Source organism: Nonomuraea sp. NPDC049695, from assembly GCF_040674955.1.
Classification (GTDB): Bacteria; Actinomycetota; Actinomycetes; order Streptosporangiales; family Streptosporangiaceae; genus Nonomuraea; species Nonomuraea helvata.
On sequence record NZ_JBFANV010000067.1, the window covers coordinates 41,343 to 63,202 of the forward strand.

The 21,860-nt window shown below is 69.5% G+C and carries 22 protein-coding genes and 1 pseudogene; 5 read left to right on the forward strand and 18 right to left on the reverse strand.

Features of this window, described 5'->3' with window-relative positions; genetic code table 11:
- Window positions 1-11 precede the first annotated feature (11 nt).
- From AB0J64_RS40450 to AB0J64_RS40460, 3 genes are read right to left on the reverse strand one after another with little or no spacing between them, the layout of a single operon-like run.
- Window positions 12-683 carry a pentapeptide repeat-containing protein gene (locus tag AB0J64_RS40450; RefSeq protein ID WP_364039838.1) on the reverse strand — a complete coding sequence of 224 codons (672 nt, stop codon included), beginning with the start codon at window positions 681-683 and terminating at the stop codon, window positions 12-14.
- Between the two features lie 4 nt (window positions 684-687).
- A complete protein-coding gene (locus tag AB0J64_RS40455) occupies window positions 688-2,166 on the reverse strand; it encodes a glycoside hydrolase family 3 N-terminal domain-containing protein (protein WP_364039841.1) in 1,479 nt (492 codons plus the stop codon).
- 52 nt (window positions 2,167-2,218) lie between these two features.
- The gene (locus tag AB0J64_RS40460) at window positions 2,219-3,379 is read right to left on the reverse strand and encodes an acetyl-CoA C-acetyltransferase (protein ID WP_364039844.1); all 1,161 of its coding nucleotides are present in this window, start codon (window positions 3,377-3,379) and stop codon (window positions 2,219-2,221) included.
- 97 nt (window positions 3,380-3,476) lie between these two features.
- On the opposite strand from AB0J64_RS40460, the gene AB0J64_RS40465 reads away from it, so the two are divergent.
- On the forward strand, window positions 3,477-4,145 hold the full coding sequence (locus tag AB0J64_RS40465; RefSeq protein WP_364039847.1) for a TetR family transcriptional regulator: 669 nt from the start codon (window positions 3,477-3,479) through the stop codon (window positions 4,143-4,145).
- Window positions 4,142-4,822: a DNA alkylation repair protein gene (locus AB0J64_RS40470; protein WP_364039850.1), complete on the forward strand. Its 681-nt coding sequence runs from the start codon at window positions 4,142-4,144 to the stop codon at window positions 4,820-4,822. The genes AB0J64_RS40465 and AB0J64_RS40470 overlap by 4 nt, the downstream gene beginning before the upstream one ends.
- On the opposite strand, the gene AB0J64_RS40475 is transcribed toward AB0J64_RS40470, so the two are convergent.
- Window positions 4,815-5,654, reverse strand: a complete 840-nt coding sequence (locus AB0J64_RS40475; RefSeq protein ID WP_364039902.1) for a LysR family transcriptional regulator — start codon at window positions 5,652-5,654, stop codon at window positions 4,815-4,817. The two genes, AB0J64_RS40470 and AB0J64_RS40475, sit on opposite strands and share 8 nt — an antisense overlap.
- Window positions 5,655-5,742: 88 nt before the next feature.
- On the opposite strand from AB0J64_RS40475, the gene metE reads away from it, so the two are divergent.
- Window positions 5,743-7,893 carry a 5-methyltetrahydropteroyltriglutamate--homocysteine S-methyltransferase gene (metE, locus tag AB0J64_RS40480; RefSeq protein ID WP_364039853.1) on the forward strand — a complete coding sequence of 717 codons (2,151 nt, stop codon included), beginning with the start codon at window positions 5,743-5,745 and terminating at the stop codon, window positions 7,891-7,893.
- A gap of 14 nt (window positions 7,894-7,907) precedes the next feature.
- Here metE and AB0J64_RS40485 read toward each other — a convergent pair whose 3' ends face one another.
- The 5 genes from AB0J64_RS40485 to AB0J64_RS40505 form a co-directional block, all read right to left on the reverse strand.
- Complete coding sequence (locus AB0J64_RS40485; RefSeq protein WP_364039856.1) at window positions 7,908-8,033, reverse strand: hypothetical protein; 126 nt, start codon at window positions 8,031-8,033, stop codon at window positions 7,908-7,910.
- A gap of 158 nt (window positions 8,034-8,191) precedes the next feature.
- The gene (locus tag AB0J64_RS40490; protein ID WP_364039859.1) at window positions 8,192-8,746 is read right to left on the reverse strand and encodes a GNAT family protein; all 555 of its coding nucleotides are present in this window, start codon (window positions 8,744-8,746) and stop codon (window positions 8,192-8,194) included.
- Window positions 8,747-8,832: 86 nt separating this feature from the next.
- Window positions 8,833-9,207, reverse strand: a complete 375-nt coding sequence (locus AB0J64_RS40495) for a type II toxin-antitoxin system PemK/MazF family toxin (RefSeq protein WP_364039862.1) — start codon at window positions 9,205-9,207, stop codon at window positions 8,833-8,835.
- Complete coding sequence (locus AB0J64_RS40500; RefSeq protein WP_364039865.1) at window positions 9,208-9,870, reverse strand: hypothetical protein; 663 nt, start codon at window positions 9,868-9,870, stop codon at window positions 9,208-9,210.
- 135 nt (window positions 9,871-10,005) lie between these two features.
- A complete protein-coding gene (locus AB0J64_RS40505; RefSeq protein WP_364039868.1) occupies window positions 10,006-10,995 on the reverse strand; it encodes a S66 peptidase family protein in 990 nt (329 codons plus the stop codon).
- Window positions 10,996-11,163: 168 nt separating this feature from the next.
- On the opposite strand from AB0J64_RS40505, the gene AB0J64_RS40510 reads away from it, so the two are divergent.
- Window positions 11,164-11,904, forward strand: coding sequence for a hypothetical protein (locus AB0J64_RS40510; RefSeq protein ID WP_364039871.1), 741 nt, complete (start codon window positions 11,164-11,166; stop codon window positions 11,902-11,904).
- 375 nt (window positions 11,905-12,279) lie between these two features.
- Here the strand turns inward: AB0J64_RS40510 and AB0J64_RS40515 are convergent, their stop codons facing one another.
- The 7 genes from AB0J64_RS40515 to AB0J64_RS40545 form a co-directional block, all read right to left on the reverse strand.
- Window positions 12,280-13,146, reverse strand: coding sequence for an aminoglycoside phosphotransferase family protein (locus AB0J64_RS40515; protein WP_364039874.1), 867 nt, complete (start codon window positions 13,144-13,146; stop codon window positions 12,280-12,282).
- Window positions 13,147-13,183: 37 nt separating this feature from the next.
- On the reverse strand, window positions 13,184-14,092 hold the full coding sequence (locus tag AB0J64_RS40520; RefSeq protein ID WP_364039877.1) for a carbohydrate ABC transporter permease: 909 nt from the start codon (window positions 14,090-14,092) through the stop codon (window positions 13,184-13,186).
- Window positions 14,093-14,192: 100 nt separating this feature from the next.
- On the reverse strand, window positions 14,193-15,737 hold the full coding sequence (gene iscB, locus AB0J64_RS40525) for an RNA-guided endonuclease IscB (RefSeq protein WP_364039880.1): 1,545 nt from the start codon (window positions 15,735-15,737) through the stop codon (window positions 14,193-14,195).
- Between the two features lie 89 nt (window positions 15,738-15,826).
- Window positions 15,827-16,738 (reverse strand): sugar ABC transporter permease, encoded by a 912-nt coding sequence (locus tag AB0J64_RS40530; RefSeq protein ID WP_364039883.1) that lies wholly within the window; start codon window positions 16,736-16,738, stop codon window positions 15,827-15,829.
- Window positions 16,738-18,150, reverse strand: a complete 1,413-nt coding sequence (ngcE, locus tag AB0J64_RS40535; protein ID WP_364039886.1) for an N-acetylglucosamine/diacetylchitobiose ABC transporter substrate-binding protein — start codon at window positions 18,148-18,150, stop codon at window positions 16,738-16,740. The genes AB0J64_RS40530 and ngcE overlap by 1 nt, the downstream gene beginning before the upstream one ends.
- A 19-nt stretch (window positions 18,151-18,169) precedes the next feature.
- Entirely contained in the window at window positions 18,170-18,904 is a 735-nt protein-coding gene (locus AB0J64_RS40540) for an SIS domain-containing protein (protein WP_364039889.1), read from the reverse strand.
- Window positions 18,905-19,774: a MurR/RpiR family transcriptional regulator gene (locus AB0J64_RS40545; protein WP_364039892.1), complete on the reverse strand. Its 870-nt coding sequence runs from the start codon at window positions 19,772-19,774 to the stop codon at window positions 18,905-18,907.
- A 79-nt stretch (window positions 19,775-19,853) separates the two neighbouring features.
- Between AB0J64_RS40545 and AB0J64_RS40550 the strand changes: the two genes are divergently transcribed.
- Window positions 19,854-20,804: a BadF/BadG/BcrA/BcrD ATPase family protein gene (locus tag AB0J64_RS40550; RefSeq protein ID WP_364039895.1), complete on the forward strand. Its 951-nt coding sequence runs from the start codon at window positions 19,854-19,856 to the stop codon at window positions 20,802-20,804.
- Between the two features lie 386 nt (window positions 20,805-21,190).
- Here the strand turns inward: AB0J64_RS40550 and AB0J64_RS40555 are convergent, their stop codons facing one another.
- Together AB0J64_RS40555 and AB0J64_RS40560 are read right to left on the reverse strand one after the other, a co-directional pair.
- Window positions 21,191-21,724, reverse strand: coding sequence for an IS5 family transposase (locus AB0J64_RS40555; RefSeq protein ID WP_364039906.1), 534 nt, complete (start codon window positions 21,722-21,724; stop codon window positions 21,191-21,193).
- A pseudogene (locus AB0J64_RS40560) lies at window positions 21,667-21,860 on the reverse strand (hypothetical protein); the annotation flags it as partial. The gene AB0J64_RS40555 and the pseudogene AB0J64_RS40560, both read right to left, overlap by 58 nt.

The following is a 21,860-nucleotide window of genomic DNA, read 5'->3' on the forward strand; positions in this document are numbered from 1 at the left end:
GCCGATCGGAGTCAGACCACGGTGATGCCGCGGGCGGCGAGGATGGCGTTGGCCTGGGTCTGGTTGATGATGGCGCCCGCGAAAGCCCGCAGCTTCGCGTCGTCCGGCTGGCCCAGGTCGGCCCCGCGCAGATCGGCCTTGGCGAACTTCGTCTGCAGCAGGCGCGTCCCGATCAGCCGGCACTCGCTGAACGTGGCCTCCGTGAAGTCGCAGCCCGACAGGTCGGCGTCGTCGAAGCGGACGCCCTCGATGAGCTCCCCGCGCAGCGAGCAGCCGCCCAGGTTGGCCAGGGTCAGGTTGGAGCGGCTGAGCTTGAAGCCGGTGCCGCGCGAGGCCGTGAGAGAGGTGCCGATCATGCGGCAGCCCGTGAACGAGACGTCTGTCAGGAGAGCGCCGCCGAACTGGGCGGAGGACAGGTCCACGTCGGTGAACGTCACGTCGATGAGGTCGGCGTCGTTGAAGCGGGTCCGCATCCCGCCCCCGCCCGTGAACGAGGCCCCGTCGAGGTCGGCCTTGCGGAAGTCGGTCTGGTCCAGCACGCACGACTCGAACCTGGCCCCCGCCAGCGGCGCGCCCCACAGATCGGTCTCTGTGAGGTCGCAATTGCGGAAGAGGTGTGTTTCGTCGGGCGAGAGGCGGTCGCCCAGCGCTTTGTGAGAAAGGTCCTCGCCGTCGAAGTTCACGGGATCACACCTTACCCGTGAGCACCTCCGCGGCCGCTTGCCCGCAGACCTGGGCGGAGCCGTACGTGGCGATGTGCACGGCGCCCAGGTCCGACCGCGCGGGAAGCCCCATCTCCACCACCACCGCGTCGGGCCGGGCGCTGAGCAGATGCCGCAGCGCCTGCTCCTGCCAGGCATGACGGTGCACGTCCCGGACCACGACCACCAGCGGCCGTCCCGCGGACTCCCCGAGCAGGCGCTCAAGCGCCGGACCCGTCGAGTCCCCCGCCGCCAGCCGCCTCACCACGGTGTCCGGCAGCAGGCGGGCGAGGGGCTCGCCGACGCCCCACGGCGTCTTCCTGTCGATGGCCAGGTTCATCTCGGGCGCCAGCTCCACCACGTACGCCGGAGAGGTCAACGGCAGCACGGGAGCGGCCGACCGCCGGGTGATCCTGATCGCCCGGCGCGCGGCGACCAGGCCGACGGTGCCGTCACGGGGCGGCCGGCGGCCCGAGGAGGCGGCCCATGAGGCCAGCTCGCGGACCCGACGAGCGGCGTCGGCCAGCCGCTCCTCGGGCAGCAGTCCCTGGGTCACCGCCGTGGCGATCGCGTCGCGGATCCCGGCGGCGGTGGCCTCGTCGGCACGCTCGCCCCCGACGCAGATCGCGTCGGCTCCCGCGGCGATGGCGCGGGCGGAGGCGCCTCCGATCCCGTACGCCCCCGCCACCGCCGCCATCTCGATGCCGTCAGTGATGATCATCCCCTGGAACCCGAGCTCCTCCCGCAGCAGCCCGGTGAGCACCTTGGGGCTGAGCGTGGCGGGCAGCTCGGCGTCGTACGAGGGCACCAGGAGGTGGCCGGTCATGACGGCCTTGACCCCCTCCTTGATCGCCTCCCGGAAAGGGAGCAGCGCGTCCTCGATCCCGTCGTCGGACACCACGGGCACGCCGTGATGCGAGTCCACCGAGGTGTCCCCGTGCCCGGGGAAGTGCTTGGCGCACGCGGCCACGCCGGCCGACTGCAGGCCGCGTACGAACGCCCTGGTGTGCCGGGACACCAGGGCCGGGTCCGCGCCGAAGGCCCGCAGGCCGATGACGGGGTTGTCCGGGTTGGAGTTCACGTCGGCGGAAGGGGCGAAGTCGAGCGTGATGCCCGCCGCGGCCAGGTCGCCGCCGAGGTCCCTGGCCAGGGCCTCGGTGAGGTCCACGTCGTCCACGACGCCGAGCGCGTACCCGCCGGGGCGGCTGCTCCCGGTGGCCACCTCCAGCCGGGTGACCTCCCCCGACTCCTCGTCGGTGCCGACGAGCACCGAGGGGTTCTCGGCACGCAGCGCTGCGGTCAACCGGGCCACCTGGGCGGGGTCGGCGAGGTTGCGGGAGAACAGCACGACGCCGGCCAGCCCGTCGCCGAGGCGGCGGCGGAGCCAGTCGGGAGGCGTGTGTCCCGCGAAACCGGGGAAAAGTACGGAGTCGGCAAGGCGAAGCAGGTCACCGCTCAAGGGCATGACCCGAAATCTAATAGGAAAGTTTCCTATTTGCTAGAGGTATTTTCTGACGTCAACCGGCGGCCAGCCGCTCGATGACGGTGACGTTCGCCTGCCCCCCTCCCTCGCACATGGTCTGCAGGCCGTACCGCCCGCCCGCGCGTTCCAGCTCGTGCAGCAGCTTCACCGCCAGCACGGCGCCGGTCGCGCCGAGCGGGTGGCCGAGCGCGATGGCGCCGCCGTTCGGGTTGACCTTGGCGGGGTCCGCGCCGGTCTCCTTGATCCAGGCCAGGACAACCGGGGCGAACGCCTCGTTGATCTCGATCGCGTCGAAGTCGTCGATGCCCAGGCCGGTCATGCCGAGCGCGTGCACGGTGGCCGGGATGGGGGCGGAGAGCATCATGATCGGATCGGCGCCGCGGGCCGACAGGTGGTGCACACGGGCGCGCGGGGTCAGGCCGTGCTCCCGTACGGCCCTGGGCGAGGCGATCAGCAGGGCCGCCGCGCCGTCGGAGATCTGGGACGCCAGGGCCGCGGTGAGCCGGCCGCCCTCGACCAGCGGCTTGAGCCCGGCCATCTTCTCGATCGTGGTGTCCCTGCGCGGGCACTCGTCGGTGGCGACGCCCTCATAGGGGGCGATCTCGCGCGCGAAACGGCCGGCGTCGATGGCGTGGGCGGCCCGGCGGTGCGACTCGTACGCGTACCGCTCCATCTCCTCGCGGGAGATGTCCCAGGTTGTGGCCATCTGCTCGGCCCCGGTGAACTGGGAGACCTCCTGCGTGCCGTACCGCTCGATCCAGCCCTTCGAGCCCCCGAAGGGGGTCTCGTGCCCGAACTCGCGGCCCGCGAGCATCGCGGCCGAGATGGGGATCATGCTCATGTTCTGCACGCCGCCCCCCACCACCAGGTCGCTCGTGCCGGACAGCACGGCCTGGGCGGCGAAGTGGAGCGCCTGCTGGGAGGAGCCGCACTGGCGGTCCACCGTGACGCCGGGGACCTCCTCGGGGAGCCCGGCGGCGAGCCAGCAGGTGCGGGCGACGTCGCCGGCCTGCGGGCCGATCGTGTCCACGCAGCCGAAGATGACGTCCTCGACGGCCGACGGATCGGCGCCCGTCCGGTCCATCAGCTCCTTGAGCACGTGCGCTCCGAGGTCGGCGGGGTGCGCCGCGGCCAGGCCGCCGTTCCTGCGCCCGACGGGGGTGCGGACCGCGCCGACGATGTAGGCCTCGTTCACCTTCGCATCGTAGCAAGCGCTTGGTACGGTGCGGAATGCCGCATGAGCTGGGGCGGTTAGGTGAACAAGCGATTGCCTGAGGGCTCATAATGGTGTCGTGACCACGCGTAAGAACTCCGGCACCACGGCCACCCCGGCGAAGCGCCAGCGCGCGACCGCCTCGGGATCGGCCTCCGAGCGCCGCGACCACCTCGTCAAGCTCGCCGCGGAGATCTTCGCGCGCAAGGGCTTCCAGGCCACGACAGTACGCGAGATCGCCACCGAGGCGGGCATCCTCTCCGGGAGTCTCTACCACCACTTCGACTCCAAGGAGACGATCGTCGACGAGGTGCTCTCCACCTTCCTCGACGACCTCATCGCGCGCTACCGCGCGGCGGTCGACTCCAACGCCGACGCCCGCACGGTGCTGTCGGAGATGGTCCGCATCGGGTTCGGCACGCTGGAGCCCCACCGGGCCGCGATCACGGTCATGCAGAACGACTGGAACTACCTGCGCCAGTTCGAGCGCTTCAACTACCTGGTCAAGGCCGAGGACGAGGTCGAGCAGATCTGGGTCGCGCAGATCAAGGCGGGCCAGGCGGCCGGCCTGTTCAGGTCCGACGTCGATCCGAAGCTGACCTACCGCATGATCCGCGACACGATCTGGGTGGCGGTGCGCTGGTTCCGCCCGGGCGGCAGGCTCAACACCAACGCGCTGGCCGAGCACTACATCACTGTGCTCTTCGACGGCCTCGCCACCGGCGAGCGCACCACGCAAAAGGGATGAGCCTCGGCAAGGCGGTACGGCTGGCACTGCAGGGGATCGCGGAGCCCGGCAAGGCCGAGACCATGCGCGCCTACATGAAGTCCTCGATGCCGTTCCTGGGCGTGCAGGCGGTGCCGAGACGGGCGGCGCTCAGGCGGGTGTTCGCCGAGCACCGGCTGGACAGCGCGCCGGAGTGGCGGCGGGCCGTGCTGGAGCTGTGGCGGGAGGCCGAATACCGCGAGGAGCGTTACGCCGCCGTCGAGCTGTCCGGCTACCACCTCTACCGGGGCTTCCAGACCCTCTACACCGTGCCGATGTACGAGGAGATGATCGTCACCGGGGCCTGGTGGGACCTGGTGGACGAGCTGGCCACGCACCGGATCGGCGGCCTGCTGGCCGCGTACCCCGACTCGATGCGGCCCCTCATGCTGGAGTGGGCGCACGACGGCGACCTGTGGAAGCGGCGCACCGCCATCCTGTGCCAGAACCGGTTCAAGCAGCGCACGGACACGGCCCTGCTGTACGCGTGCATCGAGCCGAGCCTGTCGGACAACGACTTCTTCGCGCGCAAGGCGATCGGGTGGGCGTTACGCGAGTACGCCAAGACCAGCCCCGCCGAGGTGATCCGCTACGTCAACGCCAAGGGCATCACGGGCCTGAGCCGCCGCGAGGCGCTCAAGAACCTCTCGGTCACCTAGTCCACAGGGCGTCCTGCACGGCCTGCACGAGTGCCATCAGCTCCGGTGTGACGCGCTCCTTCGACCAGGCCAGCGCGTACGTGATGCGCAGGTCGCCGGCGTCGAGCGGCACGAAGCGCACGTCGTCCCTCCTGACGGTCCTGACCAGGAGCTGCGGGATCGGCAGCAGCCCCGCCCCCGCGGCCACCAGGTCGAGCGCGGCGGCGAAGTCGTCGTCGGCCACCATGCGCGAGCGCCCCGGCAGCCCCGGCCAGGGGCGCGTGCCCGGTGTGAGCAGCAGCTGGCCGCCCAGCTCCTCCGGGATGACCTTGGGCCTGGCCGCCAACCGGTGGCCCACGGGAACGGCCAGGTGGTCGACCGTCACGTGAAACCTGGCCGCCGTCACGAACCTCGCGGGCGCCGGAGTGGCCAGGATCGCGGCCGAGACCTCGCCGTCCGCCAGCGCCTGCGCCGCCGTCCCGCGGCCCGCCGCGCGCAGCTCCACGCCGATCGCGGGAGTGCGGCCCGCCAGCCGTCTGACGATCCGCGCCGCCAGCGCGCCGACGATCGGTGGATAAGCGAGGTGAATGGTCGGCCTGGCCAGTCGCGCGGACTCCGCCTCGAACGCCCGGACCGACTCGATCACCTGCTCCGCGTACGGCAGCAGCGCCTTGCCCTCCGCCGTGAGCCGCACGTCACGGGCGGTCCGCTCGAAGAGCCTGACCCCGGCCGCGCGCTCGAGCCTGGTGATGGCCTGGCTCATCGCGGGCTGGGACATCCCCAGGTCGGCGGCGGCCCGGGAAAAGCTGAGCCGTTCCGCGATCCTGGCGAAGCAGTGCATCTCCTTGAGCATAAGCAGCACCAATACATGATGCATGAGCTCCCGGGCGCTCGGGAGGATGCCTGCGATCAGTCGAACGACGTCAAGGGAGCCGAGAGACATGTCCCCATTCCCCAAGTCCACCGTGCTCGGATATCCGAGGATCGGGCCGCGGAGGGAGTTGAAGCGGGCGCTGGAGTCGTACTGGGACGGGCGGTCGAGCCGGGCCGAGCTCGAGCGGGTGGGCGCCGAGATCAGGGAGCGGACCTGGCACAGGCTGGCCGAGCTGGGGCTCGAGGGGCTGCCGTCCAACACGTTCTCGCTGTACGACCAGGTGCTGGACACGGCGGTGCTGCTGGGCGCGGTGCCCGCGCGCTATCGCGAGGCCACCGACCCCTACTTCGCGATGGCCAGGGGCACCGAAGGGCTGGCGCCGCTGCGGATGACGAAGTGGTTCGACACGAACTACCACTACATCGTCCCCGAGATCGGGCCCGACACCGTGTTCAAGCTGGACGCGGGCAAGCCGCTGGCCGAGGTGCGGGAGGCACGGGCGCTGGGGTTCGAGACGCGGCCCGTGGTGGTGGGGCCGGTCACGTTCCTGCTGCTGGGGGCGGCGCTGGACCGCCTCGACGACGTGCTCGGCTGCTACGAGGAGCTGCTGTCCGCGCTGGCCGCCGAGGGCGTCCCGTGGGTCCAGCTCGACGAGCCCGCGCTGGTGGGCGACCGGACCGCCGACGAGCTGGCCGCCGTACGGGCCGCCTACTCCCGCCTCGGGTCCGTGAGCGAGCGCCCCGGGCTCTTCGTCGCCTCCTACTTCGGCGACCTCGGCGAGGCCCTGCCCGTGCTGGCCGGGACGCCGGTGGAGGCCATCGGCATCGACCTGGTGCGGGGCGGCGTGCCCGCGCTCGACCTGTCCGGCAAGACCGTGGTCGCGGGCGTGGTGTCCGGGCGCGACGTGTGGCGGACCTCGCCCGAGCGGGCGCTGGCCGCCCTGGGCGCCGTGCGGGCCTCGGAGGTGGTGGTGAGCACGTCGTGCTCGCTGCTGCACGTGCCCTACGACGTGGCGGCCGAGCCGGAGCTCAACCCCGCGCTGAAGGAGCGGCTGGCGTTCGCGGAGCAGAAGGTGGCGGAGGTGGTGGCGCTCGCGCGTTCCCCGCTGCGGGACGCTCCTCCCGCCGAGCCCTCCGTGGCGCTGCCCGGTCCCGTGGTGCTGGAGGAGCGCGGCCCGTACGCGGTCCGGGCGGCCGCGCAGGCCGGGCACCTGCGGCTGCCCCCGCTCCCGATCACCACGATCGGCTCGTTCCCGCAGACCGGCTCGCTGCGCGCCGCCCGGGCCGCGCTCGCCTCGGGCACGCTGTCGCAGGCCGACTACGAACGGCAGGTCGAGGCCGAGATCGAGCGCGTCATCCGGGTCCAGGAGCGCCTTGGGCTGGACGTCCTCGTCCACGGGGAGCCGGAGCGCAACGACATGGTCCAGTACTTCGCCGAGCACCTCGACGGGTTCGCCGTCACCAGGAACGGCTGGGTCCAGTCGTACGGCTCCCGCTGCACCCGGCCGCCGATCCTGCACGGGGACATCCGCCGCCCCTCGCCGATCACGGTGCGGTGGGCCACGTACGCGCAGTCGCTCACGGACAAGCCGGTCAAGGGCATGCTCACCGGGCCTGTCACCATCGTGGCCTGGTCCTTCGTCCGCGACGACCTGCCCCTGCGCGACGTCGTGTTCCAGGTGGCGGACGCCGTCAGGGAAGAGGTCCGCGACCTGGAGGCGGCCGGGGTGTCGATCATCCAGGTGGACGAGCCCGCCCTGCGCGAGCTGCTCCCGCTCCGGCGAGCCGCGCAGGCCGACTACCTGGAGTGGGCGGTGGCCGCGTACCGGCGGGCCACGTCGGGGGCCGGCGATCGCACGCAGATCCACACCCATCTCTGCTATTCGGACGCCGACCAGATCCTGGCCGCCATCGACGGGCTGGACGCGGACGTCACGACCATCGAGTCGGCCCGCTCGGGTGCGCGGATCCTGGGCTCGGTGAGCTCGTTCGGGCGCGGGCTCGGGCCCGGGGTGTACGACATCCACTCGCCCCGGGTGCCCGGCGCGGAGGAGGTCTCGGAGCTGTTGCGGCGCACGCTGGAGGTGCTGCCGGCGGAGCGGGTCTGGGTCAATCCGGACTGCGGGCTGAAGACGCGGACGTATGAGGAGGTGGAGGCCGCGCTGGCGAACGTGGTCACGGCCACGCGGCGGCTGCGCACGGAGCTCCGGACGTCGTAGGGCGGCGCGCGCCTTCACCGTCCCCTGCGCATGTACGCACGCAGCGACAGCGGGACGAACACCACCAGCAGCGCGGCCGACCAGAGCAGGACGGCTGCCACGGGGTGCGCGAGCGGCCAGGCCAGGTCTCCGGACGGCACACCTTCACTGCCAGGCCCACATGGACGCCCACCCAGCTCAGCGCGTACCGCAGCACCATCATCAGCGGGAACGCCTGGGCCGTGGGGATCAGGCCGCGGTGCGGCTGCCGGCCCACCAGCAGGCCCGCGCCCAGCAACGCGACCACCGCCGGACGTCATCAGGGGACGTGGCGTTCGGTGAACTCCTCGATCGTCATGCCGAACAGGACCTCGTCGTCGTAACGGCCGTTGGCGTAGTGACTCCTGCGCCGGCGGCCCTCCTCCACGAACCCCAGCCGCCGATGCAGCGCCAGCGACGCCTCGTTGGAGCCGTAGACCCAGGCCTCGGCCTTCTGGAAGCGGCGCTCGAAGAACATGTATCTCAGGAGCAGGACGATGGCGTCGCCCGCATAGCCCTTGCGGTGGTGCGGCGTCCCGATCCCGATCCCGTACGCGAAGGTGCCGTGCACGCGGTCGACGCTGTGCGTGTTGACCATGCCGACCGGGACGTTCCCGTCCCGGGTGGCGATGACCAGGCGCATGTCGTCCAGGCCCTGCGTCTGCTCGGCCAGCTCGGCGGCCCACTTCCTGGCCCGCGCCGCCGACTGCGGCGGGTGGAGCTGGTGGCCGTTCCTGACTGCCTCGGAGTATTCGTCGAAGGAGTGGAACGCCTCCCAGTCCTCCGGCTCGATGGCCCGCAGCCGTACGCGCTCCCCTACCCATGCCGACGTCATGCCCGGCAGCCAACCACACCGCCCCGGCCCCTCGCGAGCGGTTTACTCGCCTTCCCGGGCGATGCCCTGAGCCTGATGTCGGATCGTCAGTCGAGCAGCCCAAGATATTGGACGAGTCGCCCTTGAACCTGGGTCAACACGTCTTCGTCCAGCACACCGGTACGGTCCTCGAGAGCGGCCTTCGGCAAGGGTTGCACGGCCGGAATCCTGATCCAGCACTTCTTGACAGCTCCACCCTGGCCCTTGGCGAGTTGCACGTCGAATCGCGTCCGGCGCGAGGTCGAGCCAGAGATGAGGCAAGCGAGGAGGAATGGCCACTCGGGATCGCTGTTGGACTGCGCGCCGGTGACAACAACCACGGGACGGCGCTCGTCGTGGACCACTCGTTCTTCCTCAGGAATGAGACGAAGCGTCTTGTCGGTGACGAGATAGACGCCTCCGACAATGTAGGGACCCGGCACCTAATCCCCCAAGAGACGGCGGATCGCCTCTGCCCGGTGCTCGGCGAGGTAGCGACTCTCATCGGCGAGATCGTCAACACCGCCGGGCTCGTCGTCAGGCAGGGGATTGCGCTCGGCCCACCGGCGCAGGCGGGTCAGACCGGAGCCCAGGTCGGGCAGGGGCGGCCCTCCAGCAAGATCGAGTCGCGCGTCGTCCCGACGCTGTCTGCCCGCTTCCCGCATCGGCGGCGTCTGGCAGGCGAGGTCACACAGCTGGCCCGGCGAAAGCCGCCCAAACTCCGCCAGAACGGCCTCCATGATTGTCGCGAACTCAACGCTCACCACCGTCCGAGGAACATCGACCAGATGGATGGTCCACTCACGGCGACCGGCGAAAGGATCGACGCTCTCATCGAGGAGGATCACTCCTGCCTCACGAAGGTCACGCTCGACCTCGCCCAGCCGAAAACTATGGGGACCGCTACGGCTCCAGCGCCATTCGAGGCCGGAACCCGCGGGCAATCCCCCCTCGAAGGCGCGGAGATCGGCAAGATAGAGGAGGTGGGAGAGCTTGGTGCGGCTCACACGCACGCCGGCGGCCCGGGCAGTCGCCAGCAGGTAGGCGACGGCTGCCGCAGAGCCACTCAGGGGCACAGGGGCCGACACGATGTCCAGTGTAGGCATCGGATGAAGCATCACCGGCAGCTCCTCGCTCTCGCCCTCGAAAACATGTTTGATTATAGCTCTCCGTGTCTTCTACTTTACCCTCCGATGTCGCCCTTCATTGCGGCGTTCCCGCAGATCCGCCGAGGCGAGTGGTCAGTGTCGCCGCAGCGTCAGGCTCGCCTCGCCACCCACGACGGTGAGCTCCGCCTGCCCCCCGATCGGGAAGGCGGCCAGCGGGTCGGTGTGGCCGACGTCGATGTTGGCCAGCACCGGGAGCCCCTCCAGGGCCGGCTGGGTGGCGATGATGTGTTCCAGCAGCGGGCGCGTCATACGACTCGCCCTCTGGAAACGCCCGATCGCCAGTCCCCGGACCCCGGCGGCGTCGGGAAGCTGAAGCAGTGAGGTCAGATTCCGGGCGAAGGCCACCGGAGGTGATTCAAGGTCGTCCTCGACGATCAGTATCGCGCCGTCGAGCGAGGGCATGTAAGGGGTGCCTTGCAGCAGGTTCAAGGTGCAGAGGTTCCCGCCGACGATCCTCCCCTCGGCCGTGCCGGGCCGGAGCGGCCACCATCCCTCGTTGGGGAACAGGTCGCGCTTGTCCTGGTCGAGGAACCAGAGGTCGTCGCTCCAGTCGGCCGCCGGACTCCAAGCGACCGGGTCGGAGCCGAACATGATCTCCGTGAACCATCGCAGCGTCTGCTCGAAGTGATCGCGCATCCCGAACGTCGACCAGTGCGGCCCCGAGTAGGTGACCAGCCCGGTACGGGCGAGGATGGCGTTCTGCAGGGCAGTGATGTCGGAGTATCCGCACAGGATCTTCGGGTTGGCGCGGATCAGCTCCCAGTCGAGGTACGGCAGCAGCTCGTTGCAGTTGTAGCCGCCGATGACCGTCATGATCGCCGCTACCGACGGGTCCGCGAAGGCCTCGTGCAGGTCGGCGACCCGGGAGGCGATGCTCGAGGAGTCGAAGGCGTCCCGCTCGTCGACGTGGCGGCCGTAGGAGAGCGTGAGGCCGAGCTCGGCGAACCGGGCGTCGATGATGGCGGTGTGATCGTGCTCTGTCACCATCGCGCGGGACCTGGCGGGCGCCACCACTCGTACGACGTCACCCTTGGTCAGCTTCGGTGGAAAGATTGTGTCCATTGTCGTGAGACTAAGAGCAGCCGCCAGTGGACGCGTACACGAGAAGTCGGTTGGCCTTCTGGGCCCGCGCGTATGACGCCGGAAACGAGTGTCAGTAGGGACGCCTACTATTCCGACGGACTGGTGATCAAGCGCGACCACCGCTTCCGACTGAAGGGGCTCCCCAGCATGACAAGTATCTTCACCGTGTCCGTCGACTCGGTCGAAGACTCCACCCTCCGTGGGAGGGTGCACATCATCAACCCCGACGTTCCGTCCGTGCCGGAGGAGACCGTCTTCCCCCTGTCTCTCCTGGTGGACGCCTGGTGGCACCTGGATAACGGATTTCTGCACAACGACGACGATGAGGAGGGCGGCGGAGACCGATACCCCTTCACTGAGGAGGAGGGCAAGGACATCACGGCAGGCATGCGCCTGAAGGGCGAGTTCTGGAAACTTTACGAACTCATCCTCGGCAAGCGCATACGGGTCACCGAAGGCGGATACCTGCTCGTGGACGACGGCAAGACCGTGCTCGAGCCCAGGCGCAAAGCGAAAGACGTGTACCAGCTGGACGGCGGCCGCGGATATGACGGAATCTCGCACTACGTCATGACGCCCGGCGACGCCGGGGAGTTCTCACAACGCGCCGCTGACATCGTCACCTCCTACGACATCAGCCCCTACCGGAACGTCCCGCTCCTGAGTGAGGTCGCGGCGCTGGAGCACCCGAACGAGCCCTGGGAACTGGAGGGGCCGGACGGCCCCGCCGATCTGGACGACTATGGCGTATGGCATCTGCTGAGGGACTCCTCCTTCGCCGAGCTCCCTTATGCAGAGATCGCGGTGACGGTCAGCGACAAGGGCTACCTGGAGCACATGGTCGCAGGCATGCGCTGGGCGACGACCATGACGGGACACGTGTGCTGAGAACAACACGATCGCCAAGACCGTCTGTCAGGGGCCAGAGAGAGCTTCCCTCGCCGGGATCCATACCGCCACGAGGCACACTCGATCACCGCAGAGCTTGGTCATGTCGTCGATGCCGGACGTGAGCATAACCGCGCAGGCGTAGCCTGCGTCCTGGAATGAGCGTCTGAGTGTAGGCAAGCCCGACAGGGGTCGGGACTGGGCCCGACTGGGAGTGACGGCTGAGCCCGCTGAGCGCGAAGCGCCTCTGGCGAAGGCCTTGCGCGCCGCCAGGCGCGCCTGCAAGACAGAGCAGCCCGAGCGCGGCGAGGACCGCTCGGGGCGGGCTCCAGCAGACTCACCACCCAGTCGGGCAACGGGGTGAGCGCGCGTGATCTACCCGAAGGTCCAGGCCAGGTGGGCCAGGGCGGCGTCGGCGTAGTGGCGGGGGCCCGTGCTCAGGCCGTACGCCAGGTCCTCGATGAGCGCGCACCTCGCATAGAACAGCACCCTGGCCCGGTCGGCGTCGTCCAGATCGAAGCCGTAGTGCGACAGCGTTGCCTCGAGGAACTCCGGGCCCAGGTCGCGGTGGATCCGGGCGAAGTCGTGGGCCGGGTCGGTGATGGCGGCGTCGGTCCAGTCGATGATGCCGGTGATCGTGGCGGCCTCCGCGTCCACCAGCACGTGCTCGGCGCCCAGGTCGTTGTGGCAGAAGCGTAACGACCGGGGCTCGTCCGGCGGCGGCTCCTGGAAGAAGCGCTCCACCAGGGGGCGCTGCTCCTCCGGGACGTGGCTCTCCACGTCGCGGTAGTCGAGCTCGGCGTCCCGGAGGAGCGTCGGTGCCGGGTAGACGTCCAGTGGTGCCACGTCTCGCATGCCGGCGGGTGACGCGCCGTGGAGGGCGGTGAGGAACTCGCCCAGGGGTTCTGCCAGGCGCCGCAGGTCAGGGGCCGGGTGCCGCAGATCAGATGCCGGGTGCCGGTTGAGGGGCTCGCCCGGGAGCTTGTGGTACGCGATCACGCCGGCCTCGTCGTCGGCGAAGACCACCTCGGGGACCGGCAGCGGGGAGAGCTCCCTGAGGGCCGCCAGGCGGGCGACCTCCTGCCGGTTCTCGTCCGGGGTCGTCGCCTTGTTGCGCCGTACCAGCAGCTCGTCGTTGACCTCGTACACCATGTTGTCGAGGCCCTGGCCGAGCGGGCGGATGGAGCGCACCCGGTAGTCGGGGAGATGGCGCGACAGCAACGTGCGGATGTCGCCGTTCACACTCCGCAGGGTAAGCCCCCCGAGCCGGGCGCGCGAGCTATTTGAGGGCTCCCGAGGTCAGGCCGCTCTGGATCTGGCGCTGGAAGACCGTGTAGACCACCAGCATCGGGAGGATGGCCAGGGTCAGGGCGGCGAAGAGGGCGGACCAGTCCTGGTCGTATCCGGCGGCGGTGGAGATGTCGGCGATGCCCTGGGTGAGGACCCACTTGTCCCGCTCCTGCAGCAGCACCAGAGGCAGCTGGTACTGGTTCCACTGGCCCAGGATGTTGAAGATCGTGATGCTGATGATGCCCGGCCGCGCCATCGGGAGCATGATCTGGAAGAAGACCCTGGTGTGCGACGCGCCGTCCACCATCGCGGCCTCCCCGACGGCGGTGGGAAGCGTGCGGAAGAACGCCGACAGGAAGAAGACCGTGAACGGCATCGAGTACGCGATGTAGACCAGGACCAGGCCCGCGTGCGTGTTCAGGCCGATGAACGGGCCGAGCACCGGCACGTTGCCCATGTTCTGGACGACGAAGAAGAGCGGGGTCAGGGCCAGGTAGACGGGGAAGGCCAGGCCCGAGACGAAGAGCAGGTAGATCGCCCGGTTGCCGCGGAAGGGGTAGCGGGCCAGCACGTACGCGGCCATCGACCCGATCAGCATCGTCCCGAACGTACTGAACGACACGACGATGACGCTGTTGAGCATGTACTGCCCGATGTGCGCCTGCTCCCAGGCCCTGGCGAAGTTGTCCCAGTGCAGCGAGGCGGGCAGGGACCAGGCATCGCCGAAGATCTCGTCCTCGCTCTTCACCGACGCCAGGAACGTCCACAGGATCGGCACGATCACCAGCAGCGTCCAGATCAGCAGCGCGACGTGCGTCAGCACCCCGAGCGGGCCGAGCCGCCGCCTGCGCTCCTGGCGGGCGAGCTTGCGTGAGTTCACCATCGTCCAGGATGTCATCGAGCCTTCTCCGTGGACATCCCAGCGTGCAGGCCGGACAGAAAGCGGGCTCCCGCGTAACGCGGTAGGGAAAGGCGGTTCGCCGCTAGCCGGGCCGCCATCAGGGTGCGCACGAGCGTTCTTCCTTCTTGATCGTGTAGGTGTAGCCGTCCGCTCGCTGGAGCAGGCGCAAATGCTTATGTGAAGTCTTGACAGGACCGGTGGGGGTTTGCACGGTGTGGCTGCCGGAGGTGCGGACGGCGACCCGGCCAGTATGGGTTCCGGCGTGCTTGCCTCTCGGCACGATCGCGCGTACCAGGTCCCCGGTCTGATATCCGAAGATCTGCTTGGTCCGCGGCAGGCGCAGCCGCGGGAAGCCGGATGCGTCGGTGCGGGTGCGGCAGTAAGAGCCGCGGCCTGTGGCACCGACAGTGAGCACCCGGCTGGGCCAAGAGGCCACGTGGTTGAGTTCTCCTACGTGGAGCGCGTCCAGAGTGTGGGACTTGGGCGCGCCGGTGCGGCGCCGGTTCCATTTGGTGCGGCCGCCGCTGCCACAGTGCACGGGCAGGCCGGTCACCATCAACGCCCGGTACAGCGCCCACCGGGTGGCGTTGACGGCGGCGGCATCTCGCAACGGCGCCTTGGCCTGGGCGACCAACCGGTCCAAGACCGCCGGGCGTCCAGCCAGGAACTCGGTGATCGGCATGCTGTTCTTGGCCTGGTTGCAGGGCACGCATGCGACCGTCAGATTGCTGATGCGGTTGGAGCCGCCTCGGGAGCGTGGGTGGATGTGGTCGATGTTCAACGGGGTGCAGCTTGCTCCGCAGTACGCGCAGGCCCGCCCCCATCTGGCCAGGAGGTATTCGCGGACTTCATAGCCGTGTAGCGTGCCGTGCTGATACTCGGCACCCTCCAGCGGCCTGCCCGCGGCTAGAGCGTGGGTGTCGAACCGCACGATCTCCACATGGATCGCCCGTACGGGGGCCAGGCAGCGCAGCCGCGCCACCCAACTCATCGCGGTGTTCAGCCGATGCCGCAGGCTTGGCGGCAACCAGCCTCGCGGCCGGGTGCGGTTGGCGAACCGGGGCGCGCGGTAGCGGAGGTTGCGCGAGCGCCTGCCGCGCCGGTAGGAGGCACGGGCTGCCACCCTGTCGCGGATCTTGCCGCCCCGGTGGTCGAGCTGGATGCTGTACAAGCCGTGCCGGGTGCCGGTGTCGTTGCGGAACACAGTGATGCCGGTGTGCCTGCTGCCGGGGTCCAGGGCCACCTCCACGCCCTGGACCTCAGATTCCCCGGCAGTGCGGTCTTTCAACCGGATGACGAAGGGGGTATGCCGGGCCACCACCGCACGCCCCACTTTTAGGAGCTTGCGGGCGCGGGCGGGGTGGCACGGGTCCAGCGGCGTGCCATCCGATGCCAGGACGAACACGCGGGGTGCGGTCTCACGACCGCGTGCTCCGCTTACGCGGGTGACGCCCTCGTCGCCAGGTGAGGCGGTGAGAGTCTCCCCTCGACCATGTTGGGCACTCCGCTGCCCGGAGGCCTCCGCGTCCCGTTTCGTCCCTGCTCCAGGGTTGTCTGCTGACGCGGATTCCAGGGTCCGCCGCTGAGGAAGCACGGCGGAGTGGATCTGCTGACGTGTGTCCAACGTAGCCACCAAGGTCACCTCCTTGTGCGTGGTGGCTGGGTCTGCTCACTCCGGCCCACCCTCGGATCAGTTGGAAGGCCCCGGCCTTCAGACCGGGGAGCGAGTGATCAGTACTCGATTCGTTCGCGCCGCGACAGGCGCAGCGAGAGGACCGCGAAGCCGACGGTGAAGAAGAACATTACGACGCCCAGCGCCGAGGCGTATCCGAAGCGGAAGTACTGGAACGCGTTGCGGTAGATCTCGGCGGCCATGACCGTGGTCGACCAGTCGGGGCCGCCGTGCTGGTCGGTCATCACCCAGACGATCGCGAAGACGTCCAGCGCCAGGATGCCCAGATAGACCCAGGCCACCTGCACGGTGTCCCAGAGCAGCGGCAGCGTGATGCGGAAGAACAGGCTCAACCGTCCGGCCCCGTCGATCTGTGCGGCCTCGAACATGTCCCTGGGGATGGAGGCCAGGCCCGCGGAGAAGAGCACGACGTAGAAACCGACCGCCTGCCAGACCATGACGCCCAGCACCGACCAGAACGCCACCCCGGGATCGGACAGGAACCCGATCGGCTTGACCCCGAGCGCCATCAGCGGCCCGTTCAGCATGCCGCTGCCGTCCGGCCGGAACACCTGCTGGAACAGCACCGCCACCACGGCCACGGCCAGGACCTGCGGGAAGAAGAACACCACGCGGTAGAACTTCGACCCGCGGATCCCCGACGTGCCCTGCGCGCCGCCCACGTTCAGGAGAAAGGCGAAGAACAGGGCGATGACGATCGTGATCAGCGGCAGCAGCACGAGCAGCGCGCCGTTGTGGGTGACGGCCTTCCAGAACGTCCCGTCATCGAAGAGCCGCTTGAAGTTGTCCAGACCGATGAACGTGGGCGTCGCCGTCACGCCGCGCCAGTCGGTCATCGCGATGTAGAACGCCTGAATGTACGGCGAGATCACGTAGACCAGGTAGAGAATCACCGGGGCTGCCAGGAACGAGGTGATGAACAGCCCGCGGCGATACCTGTTGAAGATCATCAGCGCTTGTACTTCTTGATCGAGGAGTCCTTCTTGAGCTCGTCGGCCTTCTTCTGCAGCCGCTCGAGGTAGGCGTCCGGCTTGATGCCACCGGTCATCAGCTCGCCGGTGGCGGCGATGGCCTCGTCCTTCAGCTGGGCGTACCAGGTCTGCCAGCGGTAGTAGACGACGTTCGTGCCCGCGGCGGCGAACGCCTTGGTCGCGCTCTCGGCGCCGGGCGACAGCTTGCGGCCCTCGCCCGCGCCCTTGACCACCGAGACCGTCTTGACCATCTCGCTGAAGTCGCCGGCCGCCTTCTTCGACAGCATGGCACGCAGGTACTCCATGCCGCCCTGCGGGTTGGCGGACTTGGAGGGGACGATGAAGTTCTCGCTCGGCTGGCTGTGCAGCGTGCCGTACGGCATCTTGTCGGAGCCGCCGAAGTCGGGGATCGGGAACATGCCGTACTCGAAGTCGGCCGGGGTGGTCGTCTTCTGCTCGTTCTCCAGCCAGGAGCCGGAGGGCAGCATGGCGACCTTGTACTTGTTCTGGGCCGTCTGGGTCTGCACGTGGTCGAGGCCGGCGGTGCCCTCCATGAGGTACTTGGCGCCGATCTCGGCCCAGGCCGTGGCCGAGGTCTTCATGGCGTCGGTCTTCCAGGCGCCGTCCTCGAGGTTGTCGATGTTGACGAGGACCTCGGCGCCGCCGATCTTGGCGGCCATGGTGAGCAGCGGCTCGTAGAGGTACTGCGGGAACTTCCCGGCGTAGGTGAAGGGCGCCATCTTGCCGGACTTCTTGATGGTCTCGCAGAGCTTGAGGAACTCGTCCCAGGTCTTCGGGGCCTCCCAGCCGTTGTCGCGGAACGCCTTCTGCGAGTACCAGATGCCGAAGATGTAGTTCACGTATCCGAGCACGCTGAAGGTGCCGTCGTACGTGCCGAGGTCGATGACGGCCTGGTCGATGGTGTCGCGGACCTTGGTGTTCGGGTCATCCCAGCTGGGCGCGTCGAGCAGCGGGGTGAGGTCCTGGAGCTGGCCGTCCTGGGCGAGCGCGCCGAAGTCCATGGCGTTGGCGCCGGAGTTGTCGATCACGTCCGGCGGGTTGCCGCCGGCGAAGCGCGGCTGGAGGACCTTGGTGATCTCCTTGGTCGCGTTGTGCTTGATCTCGACGTTCGGGTGCTTGCTCTTGAAGAGCGGCTGGTGGATGTTCTTGGCGTAGTCCTGGCCGAAGCCGCCGTCGAAGATCCACACCTCCAGCGGCTTGTTGTCCGCCATGCCGAACGGGTTGGCCGCGCTGGTCGCGACCGGCGCGGCCGAGGACGACGCGGACGGCTTGGCGGCGGGCGTGGCGCACGCGGCCAGCGCCCCCGCCACGGGGACGAGCGCGGCGCCGCGAAGGAGCTCACGACGGCTGATATGGGGGGTGTTAGGCATATGACTGCTCCTGACTTGTCTATGATCCGCGTCGGATGCGTCCTGCGTAGCGGCTCTCCAGAGCCCTGTTGTGCTCGTCGCCGCCGGTCACGTTGGCCGACAGGTAGACGGGCGGCGTCTCGCCCACGGCCACGAGCTCGTCGATCGCCTCGGTGACCACCATCTGCGCGAGCAGCGCCGAGGTGATCGTGGACACCGCGCCGTAGGAGCCGCCGCCGGGCAGCTCGAGGATGGCGTCGCCGTACGGCGCGCCGTTGTCCAGGACGACGTCGGCCAGGTCGAGCAGCTTGAGCCCGGACGGGTGGCGCGAGGTCATCCGGGTGCTGTGCCTGACAGAGGTCAGCGCGATCAGCGGATGACCGCGCTCCTTGACGAGCGTGGCGAGCTCGACGACCGTGCCGTTCACGCCGGAGCTGGAGATCAGCACGAACACGTCCTGCGGCTCCACCGGCGCCAGGTCGTAGATCTCGTGCGCGACGGCCGGGTCGCGCTCCAGCTCGGGGGTGAGCACACTGGCCGGGCGGCCCCCGTGCAGGACGAGGTCCCTGGGCGTGAGGCGGTTGCTGGGGACGAGGCCGCCGGCGCGTCCGGCGATCTCCATGGCGATGGCCTCGGAGTGCCCCGACCCGAACGCGTTGACCACGCCGCCGGCCCGGATCGAGGCCACCAGCAGCGCGGCGGCCTTCCGTACCGGTTCGGCCTGGCTCTCCGCGACCTGCTGTGCCAGCTCGAGGACCTTGGATGCGTACGTCATTCAGCCTCTCTCCACCCGATGGCTCTCCACCGCGCTGATCGTCCGCTCGAACGCCTCGTTGGTGCGTTCGTAGGTGCGCTGGGCCACCGCCACGTACACGGCGTCCAGCACGAACAGCTGCGAATGGACGGCGGCCAGCCCGCCGAGCCTGAACGTGGTCTCCCTGCTGGCGGTGGTCAGCACCAGATCGGCCAGCTCCGCCAGCGGGGATCGGGCGAAGGAGGTGACCGCGACCGTCAGCGCGCCGTGGCTGCCCGCCTCCGCCAGCGCCTCCATGACCTCGCGCGTACGGCCCCTGTGGCTGATGCCGATGGCCACGTCGCCGGCCTTGAGCAGCGCCGCCTCCGACAGGGCCACGTGCGCGTCCCCGGCGCTCCAGCCGGGGATGCCGATGCGGCGCAGCCGGCCTTCCAGCATGGTGGCGACGTTACCGCTGGTGGAGACGCCGACGAGGAGGACACGCGGGGCGGCCACGATCGCGTCGGCCACCTTGGCGACCACCTCGAGGTCGAGCTGCGCGGCGGTGTCCTGGATGAGCCTGGCGTCGGCGGCGGCCATGACCTCGATGGCCGAGTCGAGCGGGTCGTCCGGGCCGATCTCGTGGCCGACGCCCGCGCCCCACCCCGCCTGGGCGGCCCGGCCGGTCTCGGTGGCGAGGGCGACGCGCAGCTCGGCGTATCCGGAGAAGCCGAACGCCCGGCAGAACCTGGTCACGGTCGCGGGCGAGCTGCCCGCCCGTTCGGCCAGCGCGATGATGGTCGAGCGCGCGGCCTCGGCCGGATCGCCGAGGATCACCTCACCGACCCTGCGCAAAGCCTCCGGCAAACCGGGTAGTTCTGTTTCGATGCGCCCGAGCGCTCCTGAAGTCACGAATATTCCTTCCGAATACTCGGTCTTCTGGCGAAAATTATTCTTGCTTCCGGTCCACGTCAACCCCCAGACTCTGACCGTGACTGAATCGCTAGTGGTCGGTGTCGACGCCGGAGCCACGTCCACGCGGGTCGCCGTCCACTCCCTCGACGGCGCCAGGGTCGGTTACGCGCGGGCCGGTGCGGGCAATCCCACTGCTCACGGGCTGGGCAAGGCGGTGGCGGCGATCGCCGCCGCGCTCGGGGAGGCGCTCGGGACGCACGACGGGGGGCGGGTCGTCGGCTCGCTGGCCGGGATCGCCGGGCATGTGCACGAGATGGTGCCCGAGCTGGCGAAGGTCTGGGCCGACCACGGCATCGCCGAGGGGCCCCGTTACATGGGCGACGTGCCGATCGCCTACGCCGCGGGCTCCGCGGAGCCCGACGGCTCGCTGCTGCTGTCGGGCACGGGCGCCGTGGCGGCCAGAATCGTGGATTTCAAGGTCGACACGGTCGCCGACGGGCTGGGCTGGCTGCTGGGCGATGAGGGGTCGGGCTTCTGGATCGGGCGCCGGGCCGTCAAGTCCGTGGTCCACGCCCTGGACCGGGGCGCGCCCCCGCATGGCGAGGGTCTGGCCGAGCTGGTGGTGGAGCACTTCCTCGGCGACGATCGGCCGGCCGCGTCACGCGCCGCCGCCGACCGCGTCGTACGGCTGGCGCAGGCCGACCACATGCGCCTGGCCGCCCTGTCCTCCCTGGTCAGCAAGGCCGCCGAGGGAGGCGACCCGGCCGCGCTCGAGATCACTGATGAGGCGGCCGAGCGTCTGGTCGCCACCCTCAGGCGGGTGCATGAGTCCGGTCCGGTGGTGCTGGCGGGGAGCGTGCTGACCAGCGAAGGTCCGGTACGCCGGGCGGTGACGGAGCGGCTGGCGGGCGAGAGCGTCAGGACGGCGGGCGACGCGGCAGGAGCGGCGGCCTGGCTCGCGGTCCGCGACATCCTCCGGGAGGCCGACGCGAAGGCCCGGCACGCCGCGTTCACCGCCGCGCCCTGAGCGAGCGGCCCGTACATCGGGTCAACCGCCGCCTCGGCCCGTGCGGTGAAGGCAACGCACAACCAAGTGGCCGGACGGGATCTCTGGCTCTTCTACGCTCGTTACCGAGTGGTCAATAGCAGTAAGTTCTGGGTCAGCGTCGAGTAGCCGCCCGGCGGAACAGTTGCCGGATCGCCCCGGCCGGACCCGGAGTCGCCAGCCACGCGGCTCCACAGTGTCCGGCTCAGGGTCGGATGGATACCCCAGTTGGTCTCCCTCGCGACCGACTAGTGTCTGCGAATGCCACCATCTGCCGCGTGCCTCGCTTCTCATTGGCAGTCGCATGCATCGTGACCATGCTCGCAGCGTGCACCAGCGCGCCGGAATCACCGTCCCAGCTATCGCTCCTAGGGAGTGTCTGACAATTCGGCGTGCCGGAGCCAGAGCATGAGCGAGGCGATGGTGACACCCGCCAGGTAGCGGCTGGCCAGCTTGTCGAACGGGGTGGCGATGGCACGCCATTGCTTCAGCTTGCCGATGCAGCGCTCGACCAGATTGCGCTGTTTGTAGGTGAGAGCGTCGAAGGCGTGTGGGCGGCCGCCGCGGCTGCCCCGGCGTTTGCGGTTGGCGATCTGGTCGCGGCGCTCGGGGATGACCGCCTTGATGCCACGTCGGCGCAGGTCAAGCCGGATCTTGCGAGTGGAATAGCCCTTATCGCCGATCAGCGCGTCCGGGCGTGTGCGGGGACGGCCTCCGGCCGGGCGGCGCAGCCGGAACTTGGCCAGCACCGCCTCGAACGCGGTGCAGTCGACGACGTTGCCGCCGGTCAGGTGCAAGACCAGCGGCAGCCCGCGAGCTTCGACGAGCAGGTGCAGCTTGGTGGTCAGTCCGCCGCGGGATCGTCCGAGCGCCTGCCGGTTTTGCGATTGCTTCGTATCGATCGTCCCGCCGTCGTCCCCCTTTTACGGGCTCCGGCGGCGTGCTGGTGGGCGCGGGCGATGGTGGAGTCGATGCTGACGGTGAACTCGACCTGGCCGATGAAGTCGTCCTTGACCTGAATCTCCTCCAGCAGCCGGG

What these genes read in the sequence shown, in the direction of transcription:
- AB0J64_RS40455 (WP_364039841.1), bottom strand. Translation starts at nt 2,166, where the DNA reads ATGCCCTTGAGCGGTGACCTGCTTCGCCTTGCCGACTCCGTACTTTTC.
- AB0J64_RS40530 (WP_364039883.1), bottom strand. Translation starts at nt 16,738, where the DNA reads ATGATCTTCAACAGGTATCGCCGCGGGCTGTTCATCACCTCGTTCCTG.
- ngcE (WP_364039886.1), bottom strand. Translation starts at nt 18,150, where the DNA reads ATGCCTAACACCCCCCATATCAGCCGTCGTGAGCTCCTTCGCGGCGCC.
- AB0J64_RS40475 (WP_364039902.1), bottom strand. Translation starts at nt 5,654, where the DNA reads ATGCTCAAGGAGATGCACTGCTTCGCCAGGATCGCGGAACGGCTCAGC.
- AB0J64_RS40510 (WP_364039871.1), top strand. Translation starts at nt 11,164, where the DNA reads ATGACAAGTATCTTCACCGTGTCCGTCGACTCGGTCGAAGACTCCACC.
- metE (WP_364039853.1), top strand. Translation starts at nt 5,743, where the DNA reads ATGTCCCCATTCCCCAAGTCCACCGTGCTCGGATATCCGAGGATCGGG.
- AB0J64_RS40470 (WP_364039850.1), top strand. Translation starts at nt 4,142, where the DNA reads ATGAGCCTCGGCAAGGCGGTACGGCTGGCACTGCAGGGGATCGCGGAG.
- AB0J64_RS40540 (WP_364039889.1), bottom strand. Translation starts at nt 18,904, where the DNA reads ATGACGTACGCATCCAAGGTCCTCGAGCTGGCACAGCAGGTCGCGGAG.
- AB0J64_RS40520 (WP_364039877.1), bottom strand. Translation starts at nt 14,092, where the DNA reads ATGACATCCTGGACGATGGTGAACTCACGCAAGCTCGCCCGCCAGGAG.
- AB0J64_RS40505 (WP_364039868.1), bottom strand. Translation starts at nt 10,995, where the DNA reads ATGGACACAATCTTTCCACCGAAGCTGACCAAGGGTGACGTCGTACGA.
- AB0J64_RS40490 (WP_364039859.1), bottom strand. Translation starts at nt 8,746, where the DNA reads ATGACGTCGGCATGGGTAGGGGAGCGCGTACGGCTGCGGGCCATCGAG.
- AB0J64_RS40500 (WP_364039865.1), bottom strand. Translation starts at nt 9,870, where the DNA reads ATGCCTACACTGGACATCGTGTCGGCCCCTGTGCCCCTGAGTGGCTCT.